Here is a 16,690-nt window from a genome sequence, read left to right on the forward strand (position 1 = left end):
GGTTTATTATCACTCTTTTTGGCGGTTTTTTCGCAGTTAGATCTGATTGAGAGGATAATTCGGCTAAACTGGCAAAACTAGCTGATTGATTAGCCCCAAATTTCTTCTATAGTTTAGATACCTGCAGCTTAAGTAGGTGGGTGGAATTAAATATAAAATGAACGTAGGTTGGGCTGAAGCATGAAACCCAACTCCCGCATGGGTTACGCTACCGCTAACCCATCCTACAAATAATTGTGCCTACCTACTTAACTCCTGATTTTTACCGATTTTAAAAATGATGAATATTACCATCCCCACTCTCTACGATAGCGATTATCAACTTTGGTTAGAAAACACTATCAACCAATTGCGTCAAGGCGATTTTCAAGGGGTAGATTGGCAGAATTTATTAGAGGAGTTGGCAGATTTGGGGAAAAGTGAACGAAGAGCATTAGCCAGTTTATTAACTCGACTTTTAGAACATTTACTGAAGTTAACTTACTGGCAATCCCAACGGGATTATAATCAAGCAGGATGGAAAGGGGAAATTAGAACCTTTCGGAAACAAATCAAGAAAATACTGAGAGATAGTCCCAGTCTCAAACCCTATTTATGCGAGATACTTGAGGAATGTTACAGCGATGCTCGGGAGATAATTATTGATATAACCCAATTAGATGCCAGTATTTTCCCTGGGGAAGTGTCAGCTAGTCTAGAGGAGATTCTCGATGAAAATTGGCTGCCGGATTGGGAAGCTATCAGCAAGGATTCTGAAAAGTGCAATTAAGGAGTAAAAAATCATGAATATTACCATCCCAAATCTTTACGATAGCGATTATCAACTTTGGTTAGAGTCCACTATCAACCAATTGCGTCGGGGGGATTTTCAAGCGGTAGATTGGCAGAATTTATTAGAGGAGTTGGCAGATTTGGGAAAAAATAATCGACGAGCGCTTAAGAGTCTCTTAACTCGACTTCTAGAACATTTACTGAAGTTAACCTACTGGCAATCCCAACGAGATTACAACCAAGCGGGATGGAAAAAAGAAATCAGGAATTTTCGCCTACAAATTGCTGATCTTTTAGCAGATAGTCCCAGTTTAAAGTCCTATTTAAGGGAAATTTTAGCAAAATGTTATCTCGATGCTCGCAATCTGCTTATTGACGAAACCCAATTAGATGCCAGTATTTTCCCCGGGGAAGTGTTAGCTAATCTAGAGGAGATTCTCGATGAAAATTGGTTGCCGGATTGGGAAGATATAAACAGGGATAAATCTTCCGAGGTGAACTAAAGATTAGCTTCACCTACCCGGTTTACAGACATTATAGTCCTCGTGAGAGATCACCGCCTCCGGGACGAGGAGATTGCCGTAGTCGCGACAGATGAGGCGATAATTGCGGGTAACGGGGATACTGATAATAAAGCGATCGTGTCGCAATCGTTTCCCGTGGAAATCTCGATAATTGCGGTGATCTTGCAATCCTTGCAGGATTTCCCTAGCTTTAAGTACCACATTTTTCGGTAATTCCCGCAGATCGATCGGATCTTCGGAAAAAGTGGCTTCCCAGGCATTTTTTTGACGTTTTCTTTCTTCCCAAGCGGCGTCCCGTTGAGCGCAATGATGGCAGACTTGGCCATAGCCCTTGTGACCACAGGGAAACTTCTTCTTTCTTCTGGACATAATACCATCTGTCTGTAAGGCTGTGAGAGAGCATTCAAAAGCGGTAAAGCTTGCTTCATTTTTGGCAGATGGAGAAGAAAGTCTTTACCTAGTGATTATCTATACTTACCAGCATACAGTGATCGATACCTCGTTTGGCCATTGACCAGGAAGAAAGTTGATCTTGGTTAGTGAGGGTCTGCTGTCACCAACAGGATTAAGGCTGCTTAGAATAATTCCCATTCTTGGGTTCTTAAACGTTTGAGAATGGCCAAACGGCTACTAAAATAATTAGCACAGAGACGACTATAATCAGTTAAACGCAGGTTATTTAAGCTAATTGACCAAGACCAAATATAGGCCGCTTGGGTGAGATACTGAAGACAAGATAATTCACCATCGGTTAAAGGTACTGTTTTATCGTAACCTTGAATAAAACCGTGGCGAACCTGGCGATTTAAGCCAGATTGTAGGGAAACTTGCAGAAATTTAGCGATATCAAAAACTCGCCAACCATAACCACACTGATCGAAATCAAATAGGGTCATCTGATTATCAGGGGTGATATGCACATTACCACTATGAGGATCGCCCCAACAAATGCCCCAATAGGGAGATTCTGTCGGTAATTTAGCGGTTTTTTCTTCTATTTCCCCAATGGTTTCTAAAACAAAGTCTAGGTCCCTCGGTCGTTGGTGCAGAAAAGGTGCGATAATTTGCAGGGAATCCTCGAGAAGATATTTGAGGTTGAGGGGATGACGATAGGCTAGGGGTTGAAAATCTGCTGTCACCCGATGTAAATTAGCCACGATTGCCCCTAAGTGATAGGCTTGTTGTATATCTATATCCCCAATAGCAATTCCCCCAGGGGCATAGGGAAAGAGGACGGCGTAACGTTTCCCTTCTGGGGCATTAATTTCTAGGGATAAATCACCGTTTTTTGTGCGAATTGGGGCGGCGACGGGAACCTGAGAGCGATCGAGATAATCTAATAATTCTAACTCGAAGTCGATTTCCATTTTGCTGCGCCAATGGCAGTGAGATACGCGCAAAATGTAGGGAGTTGTCAGGGTTTCGAGGAGATAGACATCACTTAAACCCCGATGCCAAAATTGACAATTTTTCGGTACATCAATCTCGTAACGAGAAAAAACTAAATCTGCTAGGGCAGCGGGAGCAAGAGTGGAGTAGAGTGTGGGAAAAGTCCATTCTCCGGTCTGAAAATTAGTAGCAGGAGAACTAGAAGGCAGTAAATTGAGCGAAGCCAGAAAAGTCGTCACGGTTCCCTCCCGATGCAAGTATGGACAACGCTCGCATCATCCTATTTTATAGGCCACATATATTACAAATTGGTTCGATCGCTCCGTATATTTCGCTACATTCCTCTGTTAATCAGTCTTTAAGTAGTCAGGCAAAATTAATTACCGACCACAGAGGGCTGAAAGCCTTGCTAGACAAGGATCGCTATGGGTAAATAATTTTACCCAGATACTTGATATCCCCTACTGCCCGCTCTCGACGATTATTTTAAATGCCTAAAAGTTGAGCCTGAAAAAATATTGCTTATCTTGATTCTTCCTGACTGAGATGACGTAGTTTATCTCGAAAATAGCCAAAGCTGGGCGATCGATTAATATCCACATTCATCTGAGGAGAAATATTTTCTGCCCAGACTGTTTTCTCTTGACCCACAGAAGCTCCACCTAACTTAGATAATTGTTTCGCTCCACCTCTGTATATAGCATCTGCCAGTTTTTCCCAAGTACCACAGATACTATCATTAATATAGGAATCCAAGATAGCACTTTTGGCCTGGGGATAAGCAATTTTTATGGCATTAATATCACCTAAATACCAAGCTTCTCCTTCTTCAATAGCAATACAGAAGTAAATTTGGGATTGGATAGCAGATTTTTCCAGACAATTGCTTAATTCCTCTCGAAATTCCCGAAAACATCGATTATCCAGATCGCAAACCACGATCAGTACAGCAGCATAATTATCAGGGTAACTAGAAAAAGTTTTATCATATCCTTGAATCAGTTTAGGTAGTCGCTCAAGAAGAATCCGTTTGCTCGGATCGGAAACAGACTGTAAGTCTCTGGGAAGATGACCACTGCCTTTATAGGAATGAACCCTAAATGTATGACCTGCATTCATGTCAATAATCCTAGGAATTAGAATATCAAGTGCTTTTTTTCCCGACAAATCCTCAACCAAAATTTCAAAGTGCATGACCTTATCTCTCATCTAAGTAATCACTATACCAAAGACTACCAAGGGGCAATCCTTCTGAGACGAGATTCTTGATTAAGGGATTGTCACTGGCCCGTTTAATCCGAGAAAAACCATCATCACCTTTTTCCAGAATCCAAACTTCTTCCGGCTGGAGAGCATCAACAAAATAAGGTTGATGAGTGGTGATAAAAATTTGAGAACGTCCTCTCTGTCCTGTGGCGTGTTTTCTAAATTCTTGAGCCAAGGTTTCTAATAGTTTATGGTATAAGCCGTTTTCTGGCTCTTCAATACAGATAAATGGCGGTGGAGAAGGGTCTTCTAACAGTAAGAGATAGGCGAATACTTTTAAAGTACCATCGGACATTTGCTGTACATAAAATGGGTCTTGGAATCCCCGATCATTAAATTTTAATAGTAGTCGATTATCGGGACTTTTTTCGGTGCTAATTTTTTCTATACCCGGTATCTTACGAGAAATACTATTAAGTATATTCTGAAATTTCTTGGAATGCTCTCTTTCCATAAACTGCACCACATTACCGAGATTATCTCCATGGATATTGAGATGTTTCTGGGGTCCTGCTAGGGGCAAACTTCTGGCCGCATCGGGAGTAAAATAGCTGAGATACCATCCCTCAATAAATCTCCGAAATAGGGAAATTCTCGGATGCTGTTTGAGAGAACCTAACGTAGCAATTCCTAGTTTGCGCTTATCATTCAGTTCCACTAACTCGGTTTCCTTGCTTTCCTCATCAGCTTCTCGTTGAATTTTTTCTATTAACTTAAATAAATCAAAATGGTCTTGACCTTCTTCTACTTGTTTCCCTTCTTCTTCTCCTTTCCAAACGATTCCTTTCCCTTCATCGAGGATTAAAAATGAACAAGGCCATCCGGTCTTTTGACCTTTTCTTCTCTGTCTGAGTCTTTCTTTTTTTACATAAGGTCTATTATCCGTATCTAGATCAATAGCTAATTCATAGGTAATTGGTCGGGAATTGTAATCTTCTTTGTAATAAATCTGAAATTCAATGCTTCCTTCCTGACCCTGGGAACGAAGACGATCAAACCCACCCCGACCTCGCGCATCACAAGCTTCTTCTACTCCTCCTTTAAGACAATCAGATAAAAAACCGAACGCATCAAAAAGTGTGCTTTTTCCCACACCATTTTTGCCGATAACGGCCGTCATCGGTGTCAGAGAATCTCGATTTTGAGTGTTCCATAACTTGCCCAGGGTTATATCCTTGAGCGCTCGATAATTTTTAATCCTCAATCCCTCAATTCCGGCCATTATTTAGTCCCGTTTCTCATTACTAAAGTAATTTGAGCAATTTCTTGATAGATTGATTCTAGACCAGTTATCAATTACTGACCCGATTCGATCGCTCCTTCGGCCTCATGGACAATTGCCCTCAATCGATCTAAAGTTTTCTGGTCCACCTGGGTCCATAATCCCCGTTGTTGAGCCTCTAATAATCTTTCGGCCATATCTCGCAATGCCCAGGGGTTTTTCTCCTGAATAAATTGTTGTACCTTGTCGTCAAATAAATAAGCTTCGGCTACTCCCTGATAGATAAAATCCTCCACTAGGTGAGTAGTGGCAGAGTAGGCAAAAATATAATCTACGGTCGCAGCCATCTCGAAAGCGCCTTTATAGCCGTGTCGCATCACTCCCGCTATCCATTTGGGATTAACCACTCGCGAGCGGTAAACGCGGCGAATTTCTTCCTCTAGGGTTCTGATGCGGGGATTTTCCGGACGGGAATGATCACCAAAATAGGTGACGGGATTTTTGCCGGTTAATGCCCGGACACTGGCAGTTAAGCCGCCTTGAAATTGATAGTAGTCATCGGAGTCGAAAATATCGTGTTCTCGATTGTCCTGATTGTGCAGCACTATCTCTAATTCTTGCAGTCTATTTCTCAATACTTCCGGTAAAGAATGGGCAGTTCCTTGGCTATTATATGCATAACAACTCCAGTTAATATAAGCATTAGCTAAGTCTTGATCATTTTGCCAGTTTTGTGACTCGATTAACCCCTGTAAACCGGCCCCGTAAGCACCCGGTTTGCAGCCAAAGATTCTGGCAGTAGCTCTCAGTTTCGCCTCTTTTTCTCCTAAGCCCTGACTTAGCCAAAACTCCCTCTCTGTCTTGACTTTCGCCGCTAAAGGATTAATTTTTTCCTCTTCCTCTTGACAAGCTACCGCATTTATGCCAGAATTAAGAAGATGTAGTATGCTGGGGAAACTGTCCCTAAAAAAGCCCGATACCCGAACAGTCACATCAATACGAGGACGGCCTAAGCTAGACGGGGTAAGGATTTCAAACCCGACCACCCGACGGAAAAAACCATCCCAAAGGGGACGAATTCCCAGTAAAGCCATGGCTTCGGCCACATCTTCGCCACTATTTCTCATCGTCGAAGTTCCCCAGATAGAAATCGCCAAAGTGCGGGGATATTCGCCATTTTCTTGGGTATAACGTTCAATTAGTGCCTCTGCGGCCTTTCTTCCCACTTCCCATGCGGTTTCTGTGGGGATTGCGCGGGTATCGACAGAATAGAAATTTCTGCCGGTGGGGAGAACATCGGGACGGCCGCGGGTAGGAGCGCCAGAAGCACCACTGGGGACGTATTCGCCAGCGAGACCTTTTAAGAGATAGGTAAGTTCATCGGGAGTTTGTTTTAAAGCAGGAATTAACTGATTTTCTAGCCAAACTAATTCTTTTGCCGTATTTTCGCCTACAGGTTCAATTTTCCGGCTAATTAAATCCTGAGCGAGACCTTCCAGATAAGTAGTAGTATCGTTATATTCCGTCAGGGGGTCGCAGTCGAGATGGAGGTCAAGGGCAAGGGAACGGGTTAAACCGGGGCGGTCGGGACTGGGAGAACGAGCAATCGATTGGATTAAATCAATTAACTGCTGACCCTGGGGACATTGACCGAAGATATGTAAACCGTCGCGGATTTGTGCTTCCTTGAGTTCACAGAGATAACCATCCACGACGGTGAGAAATTGACCAAAGGAAGCGCTGGTCGCAACGCGCTCGCTACGCGAGATCGTGCCTAGCTCTCGATCGAGATTAGTTTTCGCCACCAGATCGTTAATCCGCTCGCGAATCAGAGCTAAACGAGAAGGATCAAGAGATTCTGCCTGATAATATTCATCGATGAGGGACTCTAACTTTTCCCAATCTCCATACAATTCCGCTCGCGTCATTGGGGGGGTGAGATGGTCGATGATAACAGCTTGGGAACGTCTTTTAGCGCTGGACCCTTCTCCGGGGTCATTGACAATAAACGGATAAAAATTCGGCAGCGACGAGAAAGCAATTTCGGGATAACAATGGGGAGAAAGAGCGAGACTCTTCCCGGGTAGCCATTCTAAATTGCCGTGTTTACCGAGATTAATCACAGCAGTGACTTGGAATTCCTGTCGTAACCAATGGTAAAAAGCGAGATAGCTGTGGGTAGGTTCCAGGTCGGGGGAATGATAATTAAGAGTCGGGTCAAGGTCATAACCGCGAGAAGGTTGAATACCGATAAAGACATTACCTAACTGGATGCCGGGGATAGGAAAATCCTTGTCTGGATATCCCCAACGGTCAAGCAGAGCGCTTTGATTATCGGGGGGAAGGGAGGAGAAATAATCTAGATATGCTTCTAGGGAGAGAGATTGATAGATAGGTTTTAATTCCCTTGTCTCCAGGTCATTAGTGATACCGGAAATCAGCAATCGCATTAATTCATCGCTATGGTCGGGGAGGTCGGTGAGGGTATAACCTTGGGTTTGTAGTGCGCGAAGAATTTCCAAACCACTAGCGGGAGTATCTAAACCAACTCCGTTAGCGATACGACCATCCTTATTGGGATAGTTGGGGAAAATGAGAGCAATTTTTTTCTGGGAGTTGGGAAGGGAGGAGAGTTGACAATAGTTTGCGGTTAAATCAGCGACAAAATCAACCCGGTGGGGGAGGGGTTGATAGATAACTATTTCCGTTTCTAGTTTGGGATGTCGGGTGAGGACAGATTTAAAGGAAATAGCACGGGTGATAATTTTGCCATCCATTTCCGGTAAAGCGATATTCATGGCCACATCCCGGGGGGAAAGACCTTGATAACCCTGTTGATAAGCTTCTAAACTGCTGCTGCTGAGGATTACTTGGAAGATGGGTTTATTGAGGGACTGCCAGAAGTGATGATTTTGTTTGTCTTCCGGTCGCTGGATAGAGAAGCTAGTGGTGTCGAGAATTAAGTCTGGGGGATGGTGGGAAAAGAGGGTTAATAGTTCCTCTTGCACTTCAATTTCCCGGAGAGAGGAGAGAAAGATAGGGACAGTTTCAATGTTTCTTTGGGTGAAAGCACTGATTAAAGCATCGATAGCTTTGGTGTTACCCGCGAGATAATGGGAACGATAGAAAAGTATCCAAGTCCGTGCTTGGGGTTGGGATAGGGTTGTCTGGGAATAGATTCCCAACCTAGGGACAACCTGAGGAGGAGAGGGAGGATAGTCGAAATGGAGACAGGTATGCGCGATAAATTTAGCAGCATTAATCCAGTTATCTATCCCTGCTTCCGTGAAATAGCACCATAACTGGTTAACAGTAGTCAGGGAAGCAGTGGAATGACTCATCAACTCTAAATCCGGTTTATCCTCTCCCGGGAGGACAAATAAAGTCGCACCGGTTTCCTCGACAATTTCCTTAACTACTTCCAACCCGTAGGACCAACTCCCCCGTCCCCCCAATAAGCGAAGAATAATCACCCTTGCTTGGGATAGTACCTTGTCCCCATAGTTATCGATACTGTATTGCTGTTGTAACTGGGATAAATTGAGGGCGCGAATTGCGGGAAAATTATCCGGTAGATGGTCGATAGCTGCCGCTAGAGTTTGAATATCGGTATCAGCCATGGTGAGGAGGACAATCGGGGCCGGATTTTGGTCAATAATAATCACCCCTTCGGTATCTGCTGTCCAACCACCCGCTTGGGGAGCAATTCGGTGCATAAGTTTTGAGAGTCAGGTTAAATAATGATTAGGTTTTGAGAATCAGGGTCTCGATCGAGGGATCATTGTTGGGTAGATAGAGATGATTATATCTGTCTGCGGCAATTTATAGCAGTTATCTTAATGGTGAGGTGCGAAGTTTTCGTTTTGGGGAGCCAGTGGTCGGTCGTCAGGAGTTGATATCAAATTAGGTTACATTTCCCACTTATGAGAAACACTGTTAAGAATAGGGATTGGGGAATAGTAGGGGATAGGGACTAAGAAAACTTGACCAAACCCCAGTCCCCAGTCCCCCCATCACCTTACTGATAACTGATAACTGATAACTGATAACTGATAACTGATAACTGATAACTGATAACTGATAACTGATAACTGATAACTGATAACTGATGACTGATGACTGATGACTGATAACTGATAACTGATAAATGATAAATGAATGCTTCTCCCGCTTATGTTTGCTGTCAAGTGTTATCATCTACTCACCTCGAACAAATTCGTTCTTGGTGGGGACAGTTGACGCTACAGGTGACAGCACCGAGGATTAGTCTCAGTGAAAGAGAGCTGCCCCTAAAGACGGGGGAAATCTATCAACTCTTGCTTTCCACCGACCTACAAGTTTTATTGTTAGCCAGTCCCCAAGCACATAACTTTGATTACGAAGTCCGCATTAGTTTTGAAGCGAACACGATTAAAAACTTTCTGCAAGGACTGTCCGTCAAGTCTCTCCACCACCCGAAAATTCAGCAGGGTTATCAAATTTTAAATCTGCCTCTATCCAATAATGTCAGCAGTTTTCAAAATAAAATTTTAGTCAAAATTCTCTCGATAATTTCTTCTCCGTCTGCTGAGGGGGGTTGTCCCCGCATCTTCTCCGTTTGTCAACCGGTAGAAGCGGCCCTATCCCAACAAATCGAACAGGAAAGATTATTAAACCAAGTCATCACCCAAATGCGTCAGAGTCTGGAGTTACCGGTGATTCTGGAAACCGTGGTCAGGGAAGCGCGGGAATTTCTGCAAGTGGACCGATTGTTAATTTATCAATTTTTCCCCGGTATCGGTGAGGGAAAGGGAAAAATAACTTCCGAGTCGCGCGTTTCTGACCAGATAAATTCCGTGTTAAATTTAACCCCCGAAGACGATTGTTTTTCCTATATTCCTCAATACAAGGAAAAGTATCGTCAAGGATTAATTCTGGCCGTGGATGATGTGGATGTTAACTATTCTTCTTCCTTCTGTTTGTCCGAATTTTTGCGACAACACCAAGTGCGATCAAAATTAATCGCCCCGATTGTGGTACAAGAAGAATTGTGGGGTTTATTGATTGCCCATCAATGTGGAGAAAAACGCCGATGGTTGCCGCAGGAAAAGAAATTTTTAGGTCAGATTGGTGAACATCTCGCTATCGCTATCTACCAAGCGCAATTATATTCTCAAGTCCAGGAACAAAAAGATATTTTTGAACGCCGGGTAATAGAAAGAACCCAAGAATTACAAGATACTTTAATGGCCGCCGAAGCTGCTAACCTCTGCAAAAGTGAATTTTTAAATAATATGAGTCATGAGTTATTAACTCCCCTAACTTGTATTATCGGTTTGTCCAGTACCCTGCAAAAATGCTCGGCAACCAGTAATTTTTTACCTCCCGACAAACAAAAAAACTATCTAAAAGTTATTCAGGATAACGGCAATAAACTATTAGAATTAATCAATGATTTGCTTAATTTCTCGCAAATTTCGGCAGGGAAAGCTGTTTTAGATATTAAACAATTTTCGCTAAAATATCTCTGTAATCATGTTTTAGAAATCATTAAAACAGAGGCAGAAACTAAAGAAATTAATCTGATGTTAGAGATGAAAATCACCGAAAAAGAGCATTATTTTTACGCCGATTATGATCGAGTTCAGCAGATACTTTTGTACTTGTTAAAAAATGCCCTGAAATTTACCCCCGAACAGGGTGCTGTCACCCTGAGACTGTGGAAAGAAGGCAGTCAGGTCATTTTTCAGGTAGAGGACACGGGCATCGGCATTCCTGCTCAAAAAATACCGCTTCTGTTTGAAAAATTTACCCAATTGGATGGCTCTCGCAAACGTCGTTATGGTGGTATAGGATTAGGATTGGCTTTAACTAAACAATTAGTGGAACTGCATCGCGGCACGATCGAGGTAGAATCTTGCTTAGATAAAGGTTCCATCTTTACCGTCCGTTTACCTCAACAACAGCCCCCTAAATCCCAACCCCAACCCTCGGATCATAATCCCCATTTTAATCACCACCATCCCACTGTAGTTTTGATTGAAAGTGACGAAGAAATTGCCAATCTTATTTGTGAGTTATTGATGGTGGCACATTATCAAGTTATTTGGTTAATCGATAGTGTCTCCGCTATCAAAAAAATTGAGATCGTGCAGCCAAGTATTATAATTGTCGATCGGAAAATGCCCGATATATATCATCTCTGTCATCTCTTAAAAAAATCCAGCCAAACTCAGGCCAGTAAAGTGCTAATCTTGAATGATACCCCCGAAATCAGCGTTAATTTCCTCGGTCGTCATGGCATTGATGACTATCTGCTCAAACCGATTCAACCCTCCCTATTGTTGGAAAAAATCCGCTATCTAACCGCTTTATAAGTAGGGTTTGCGGCAAAAAGTTTTTTGTGGGGGTAGGGGTGCATCTCATTTTCATCTGGTCAATATTTTTCTTTTTTCCTCAGAAAATAGGGCTTGAAAACTAACTATTAAATAGCTAATTTTCAAGCCCTTAATTGTAGGAATCCTAGGCTAAATTAGGATTCACTTTCGATATAGATAAATAACAAACCCATGACCACGGCTGGCATTAACCAACAGACGATCGGGATTAAAATCCAAGGCAGATAAGAAGCTGCGTAGTCACCAGTCATGTCAAATGCTCCTAGTAAAAAAATAAGGAAATGATAATCAGGTAGAAAAAGGGTTAATTATTGATTAAAAACCCCGCGCATGATGCCATCAACGACACCAAGATTTTCTAGGAGGAAATAGGCCACAAAAGCGCCACCCATACCACCAATAAAGAAACCAGCGGCGAATTGACTCCAACCCTCGGAGGATTGCAGAGGATCACCAGTAGCGGCCTTACCTTGGAAAGAGACAAGACCATAACTAGCTAAACAACCCGTAGCCAAGAGAACCATGGCCAAAGCGGGGATTAAGCCGCCGAGATTAGCGTATTCCGAGTCTCTCAGGGGACCCAGGACAACCCAGGGACCACCGAGGAAATAACCGTGGGCCATACCCACTTCTAGACCGCGCAGAATCGGAGCTAGACCGGGACGATAGGCAGGTAAGTTACCAATAAAAGCTTTGGTAAAACCAGAAGCGGAAATGGGGGTAGCTAGATGACCAATGAACGGATCATCATTGTAGGGTGTCACCACCTGTTTGTATCCAGTTTCAGCCATTGTGTTTGAGTTCTCCTTTTTCCGATCAACAGGAAAATTGATCATAAAACTTTAAGATTACACTTTAGGCCTAAGAATTACTTCAAGCAACCCCATAGATCGAGTTTTCAAGGGTTGACGGCTGAAACTCTCACAATTCGTTACATTTCTCTCAGGAGACAGGAGTGGGGAGCTTTGTTTCAGTGTTGCCAAAGGCACGGCGTAGCCGTCCAGTAAACAGTAAACAGTAATCAGTGAACTGATAACTGCTCACTGATAACTGCTCACTGATAACTGCTCACTGATTAAGGGATAATCAACACAGGACAGGGGGCAAGGTTGATAACTTTGGTGGTGACGCTTTCGGACACCCCTTCGCTGGTTAAACCTAAACCGCGACAACCCATAACGATCAGGTCGGCATTAACTTCATCGGCCACATCACAGATGATAAAAGAAGGCATTCCCTCCCTTTCAATCATTTCCGCCTTGATGCCAGCTTGGGCGAAAATCGCTTGCGCCGATTGTAATAATTTATCCACCGCTTCGATCGAACTCATCCTATCGTCGGGGGTAATTTCTCCGGTGGGTGTCGTTTCCACCACCGACAACAGCACCAAACGACTGTCAAAAATTTTGACTAATTCGATCACACTACTGGTAGCGTCACGACTTTCGCGGCTGTGGTCGATGGGAAATAAAATCGTCTCAAACATAATTAGCAAGTCTCTCCAATCAAATTTTTCTGGGCAAATCAGTCTTGGAACTGCAACACTGATCCCCAAATCTGAAATAATCTTTGTCAAAGTAATTGCCGCAAGTAGCGATACCCTGATTTAATCTTTATTGTACGGTAAGCAATCTAGGAGGTTATGGGCTGTGCCAAAAAAAACAATAGCCAATTTAACAGAAGCTGATTTAGCGGGCAAACGGGTCTTAGTCCGGGTCGATTTTAACGTTCCCATGGACAAAGCCACCGGGGCAATCAGCGATGATACCCGCATTCGGGCAGCACTACCAACTATTGAGGATTTAATCAAAAAAGGGGCTAAGGTTATTTTATGCAGCCACATGGGTCGCCCCGACGGTCAAGTTAAAGAAAATTTGCGTCTGACCCCTGTAGCTAAACGTCTCTCGGAATTATTGGGCCAGGAAGTAGTCATGTGTCCCGATTCTATTGGTGAGGGAGTTACGGCAGCGATTAGCCAAATGTCTAACGGTCAAGTGGCCCTTTTAGAAAATCTGCGTTTCCACGGTGAAGAGGAGGCAAATGATCCCGATTTTGCCAAGCAATTAGCCGCTAATGCCGATTTATACGTTAATGATGCTTTTGGTACCGCCCACCGCGCCCACGCTTCTACGGAAGGCGTTACCCACTATCTCAGCCCCTCGGTGGCGGGTTATTTGATTGAAAAAGAGTTAAACTACCTACAAGCAGCTATTGAAACTCCCCAACGTCCCCTAGCGGCGATTATCGGCGGTTCTAAGGTTTCTAGTAAAATTGGCGTGATCGAAACTCTATTAGAAAAGTGCGATAAACTGCTCATCGGTGGCGGTATGATCTTTACTTTCTACAAGGCCCGCGGTTTAAGTGTTGGTAAGTCTTTGGTGGAAGAGGACAAACTGGAATTAGCCAAATCCCTGGAAGCGAAAGCTAAAGAAAAAGGGGTGGAATTTCTCCTTCCTACTGATGTGGTGTTAGCGGATAAATTCGATAAAGATGCCGAGTCCCAAATCGTCAAGGTCGAAAATATTCCCGATGGTTGGATGGGATTGGATATTGGACCTGAATCAGTTAAAGTTTTCCAAGAAGCTTTATCTAGCTGTAAATCTGTCCTCTGGAATGGCCCCATGGGGGTGTTCGAGTTCGATAAATTTGCGGCGGGTACAGATGCGATCGCTCACACTTTAGCCGATTTAACTGCTACGGGTACAACTACCATTATCGGTGGTGGTGACTCGGTAGCGGCGGTAGAAAAAGTGGGAGTGGCGGAAAAAATGAGCCATATTTCCACCGGTGGTGGCGCTAGTTTGGAATTACTCGAAGGGAAGGTTTTACCCGGTATTGCCGCTCTCGATGAGGCCTAATTATCTCTAATATCTAAGGTTTAAACAAGGTGGGTCCTGGCCTGCCTTTTTTTTATAAATTATGAATTGGGAATTAGGTTTTTAAAGTTGGATTGGGAGTTGATCATATAAAGACTTTTGCGGCAAAAATAGTTGAGTCATTAGGATACTTCAATCGCGGTAAAATCGACACGCTGATATAAATCTGTCAGGGATATTTGAAAATCTAGAGAAAACAGAGTTAAAATCGCTTCTTGGCTGTGATAATCCCGGAATGCCCAATGATCGCCTCTTTTATGAAATTGTTCTATATAATAACCATATTGATCGATTAAAATATATTCTTCAAAACTATTAAGAGAGCGATAAAATTTAAACTTATCACCCCGATTATAGTCTTGAGTAGATTTTGATAAAACCTCGATAATAACCTGTGGATTGGTAATCGTATCGGTGCGTCCTCTTTCAAGAATTGGTTCCCCCTTAACGATCATAATATCGGGATAGGTGTACATATTATAGGCGGGTATTGCCAAGCGTAGATCGTTGATAAATATATCATAGGCTTGATTCTGGATAGTTAAGGGAAATTTTCTACAGAAATTCAAGGCAATGCGATTATGGTTAGGAGTTCCCCCAGTCATAATAATAATTTCTCCATCTCGATACTCGTGTCTGTCGGTGGCAGCTTCCTCTAGTTGAAAGTATTCTGCGACTGTGTAGCGTTTCTCAGTGGTTGCGACCATATTGACCCCTTGAAAGCAAAGCTCTGTCTTTATAATAACCTGTTTTCTGAAAAGCTACAATTATCGGTTTTAATCAGGTGCTGACTGCCAGATAAATATTGAGAGACCTTGTTAACAAGGTCTCTTGAAAGTGGGTGGGATTATTGTCGCTAATTTGTTAATCTGGTTGGGATAATTTGAGGATAGCGCCGGTGACTTTCATGCTTTCTTGATAAAGCACGTCCTGGCCCCAACGCTGTAACTGTTTACCTAGCAGAGTTTCTGTTTTTTGGTCTTCCAGATGGGACACTTGTTCAATGCGGCAAGATTGGGCCCCTCCCGAAGCTTCCATCCGCATACAGCCTGTAGTTCCCGAACAAATTACCGTGCAACAATCAGCCTGAAGATTAGTAGAACTGAGTTTAATACTAATCAGATCCCCTTGTACCTCACCCCAATCGGCCACGGGAACACCGGCTAATTCTGCCTCAATTAAACGCTGGTCCTGACCGAGGAAGCTAATCCGATGAATAGCATAATCTCCCGACCGGTGACTATATCCCACCGGTCGCCATTGTAACCGGCTGGCCATCCAACCGAGGAACATAAAAGCTTGGCAAGGATTGCCCTTTTCGTAATCAATAGTGATGCGATCGACTTCCAGAATAGCATCCCGGCGCTCCGGTGGATCGAAAGCCTCGGCGGTTAGTTCTTGCCAGGGGGCGAGACGACTCCAGTTCAGGTCAGCTAATGGTACATCTGTTGCTAATAAATCCCCCACTTGCAGCAGTTCCTTTTCCGGTTCCCGAAAAGTGCTGGAATCGACGATAATCGTATCACATTGACTGGCCAAACGTTTAAATAGTCCATATTCGCCATCGGGACTGGCTTTCCACCAGAGAAATTTGGGCAAACTGGGAATAGTTAACTCGGAAATAATGCCGCCAATTCGTTCCAAAGCTTCCGCCGTACCGCTTAAAGTGACGTATTCACAGCAAACTAAAGTGTTCTGACTACGTTTGTTAACGGGACAATAGGCAGAAACAGAGGCTTTTACCCCTTCATCGGCCTCGGCGGTGGGACAGAGGGTAATAATGCGACAGGGATTGGAGGCAGCGATCGCATCTGCGACCCCGATAGCATCCAAATCGGCGGCGTATTGACGATGATTAGCCCCATCCTCGGCGTTTTTTTCCGCTTCCCAGGCCGCCCTTAACCTGGCGACAAATTCATCGCTAGAATGTCCGGTTACTTCTAGTTCTAGGTCCTTCTGGGCGACTTTGATGGCGGCGTGGGTCCGCGGACCTGCAATACCATCAATCGGGCCGGTGTAATAGCCGAGAAGGGTTAACAATTCCTGTACTGCGTCGGGTTCGTAGACAATAAAGCTAAAGGTGGTGGCCCGGGTGGCGGCCATCCCATCCTCATTATTATTATAGGATTGCCAGATATCGCGCAGTTCCTGCTCGATCACATCGATGGAAACATCTTTTGGTGCTTGCAGGGAGACAATGGGGGGGCTTTGGGTGGTCATGTCAGTTATCAGTTATCAGTTATCAGTTATCAGTTATCAGTTATC

14 protein-coding genes are annotated in these 16,690 nt (G+C 43.7%); 4 read left to right on the forward strand and 10 right to left on the reverse strand.

Annotation, left to right across the window (positions count from 1 at the left end):
• Nucleotides 1-277 precede the first annotated feature (277 nt).
• Together myaer_RS03900 and myaer_RS03905 are read left to right on the forward strand one after the other, a co-directional pair.
• The gene (locus myaer_RS03900) at nt 278-769 is read left to right on the forward strand and encodes a DUF29 domain-containing protein (protein WP_046661025.1); all 492 of its coding nucleotides are present in this window, start codon (nt 278-280) and stop codon (nt 767-769) included.
• 13 nt (nt 770-782) lie between these two features.
• Nucleotides 783-1,274 (forward strand): DUF29 domain-containing protein, encoded by a 492-nt coding sequence (locus myaer_RS03905; protein ID WP_046661026.1) that lies wholly within the window; start codon nt 783-785, stop codon nt 1,272-1,274.
• Nucleotides 1,275-1,283: 9 nt separating this feature from the next.
• Here myaer_RS03905 and myaer_RS03910 read toward each other — a convergent pair whose 3' ends face one another.
• The 5 genes from myaer_RS03910 to cobN form a co-directional block, all read right to left on the reverse strand.
• Nucleotides 1,284-1,664, reverse strand: a complete 381-nt coding sequence (locus myaer_RS03910; RefSeq protein WP_046661028.1) for a DUF7682 family zinc-binding protein — start codon at nt 1,662-1,664, stop codon at nt 1,284-1,286.
• A gap of 206 nt (nt 1,665-1,870) precedes the next feature.
• A complete protein-coding gene (locus myaer_RS03915; RefSeq protein WP_052734159.1) occupies nt 1,871-2,923 on the reverse strand; it encodes a phosphotransferase enzyme family protein in 1,053 nt (350 codons plus the stop codon).
• Between the two features lie 283 nt (nt 2,924-3,206).
• Nucleotides 3,207-3,878 (reverse strand): DUF4276 family protein, encoded by a 672-nt coding sequence (locus myaer_RS03920; protein WP_080949711.1) that lies wholly within the window; start codon nt 3,876-3,878, stop codon nt 3,207-3,209.
• Between the two features lie 4 nt (nt 3,879-3,882).
• On the reverse strand, nt 3,883-5,172 hold the full coding sequence (locus myaer_RS03925; protein ID WP_071846415.1) for an AAA family ATPase: 1,290 nt from the start codon (nt 5,170-5,172) through the stop codon (nt 3,883-3,885).
• Between the two features lie 74 nt (nt 5,173-5,246).
• Nucleotides 5,247-8,888 (reverse strand): cobaltochelatase subunit CobN, encoded by a 3,642-nt coding sequence (cobN, locus tag myaer_RS03930; protein ID WP_046661032.1) that lies wholly within the window; start codon nt 8,886-8,888, stop codon nt 5,247-5,249.
• 438 nt (nt 8,889-9,326) lie between these two features.
• On the opposite strand from cobN, the gene myaer_RS03935 reads away from it, so the two are divergent.
• Nucleotides 9,327-11,528: an ATP-binding protein gene (locus myaer_RS03935; protein WP_046661034.1), complete on the forward strand. Its 2,202-nt coding sequence runs from the start codon at nt 9,327-9,329 to the stop codon at nt 11,526-11,528.
• Between the two features lie 155 nt (nt 11,529-11,683).
• Here myaer_RS03935 and myaer_RS03940 read toward each other — a convergent pair whose 3' ends face one another.
• From myaer_RS03940 to myaer_RS03950, 3 genes are all read right to left on the reverse strand, one after another.
• Entirely contained in the window at nt 11,684-11,800 is a 117-nt protein-coding gene (locus myaer_RS03940; RefSeq protein WP_004162778.1) for a photosystem I reaction center subunit VIII, read from the reverse strand.
• A gap of 57 nt (nt 11,801-11,857) precedes the next feature.
• Nucleotides 11,858-12,340, reverse strand: a complete 483-nt coding sequence (locus myaer_RS03945) for a photosystem I reaction center protein subunit XI (protein WP_046661036.1) — start codon at nt 12,338-12,340, stop codon at nt 11,858-11,860.
• 284 nt (nt 12,341-12,624) lie between these two features.
• On the reverse strand, nt 12,625-13,035 hold the full coding sequence (locus myaer_RS03950; protein WP_046661037.1) for a universal stress protein: 411 nt from the start codon (nt 13,033-13,035) through the stop codon (nt 12,625-12,627).
• A gap of 163 nt (nt 13,036-13,198) precedes the next feature.
• Here myaer_RS03950 and myaer_RS03955 point away from each other — a divergent pair, with 163 nt between their 5' ends.
• Entirely contained in the window at nt 13,199-14,407 is a 1,209-nt protein-coding gene (locus myaer_RS03955) for a phosphoglycerate kinase (RefSeq protein WP_046661038.1), read from the forward strand.
• A 140-nt stretch (nt 14,408-14,547) separates the two neighbouring features.
• Here the strand turns inward: myaer_RS03955 and myaer_RS03960 are convergent, their stop codons facing one another.
• Together myaer_RS03960 and opcA are read right to left on the reverse strand one after the other, a co-directional pair.
• Nucleotides 14,548-15,132, reverse strand: a complete 585-nt coding sequence (locus tag myaer_RS03960; RefSeq protein ID WP_046661039.1) for a Uma2 family endonuclease — start codon at nt 15,130-15,132, stop codon at nt 14,548-14,550.
• Between the two features lie 157 nt (nt 15,133-15,289).
• The gene (gene opcA / locus myaer_RS03965) at nt 15,290-16,645 is read right to left on the reverse strand and encodes a glucose-6-phosphate dehydrogenase assembly protein OpcA (RefSeq protein ID WP_046661040.1); all 1,356 of its coding nucleotides are present in this window, start codon (nt 16,643-16,645) and stop codon (nt 15,290-15,292) included.
• Nucleotides 16,646-16,690 lie beyond the last annotated feature (45 nt).

The sequence above is a fragment of the Microcystis aeruginosa NIES-2549 genome (assembly GCF_000981785.2).
Taxonomy (GTDB): domain Bacteria; phylum Cyanobacteriota; class Cyanobacteriia; order Cyanobacteriales; family Microcystaceae; genus Microcystis; species Microcystis aeruginosa_C.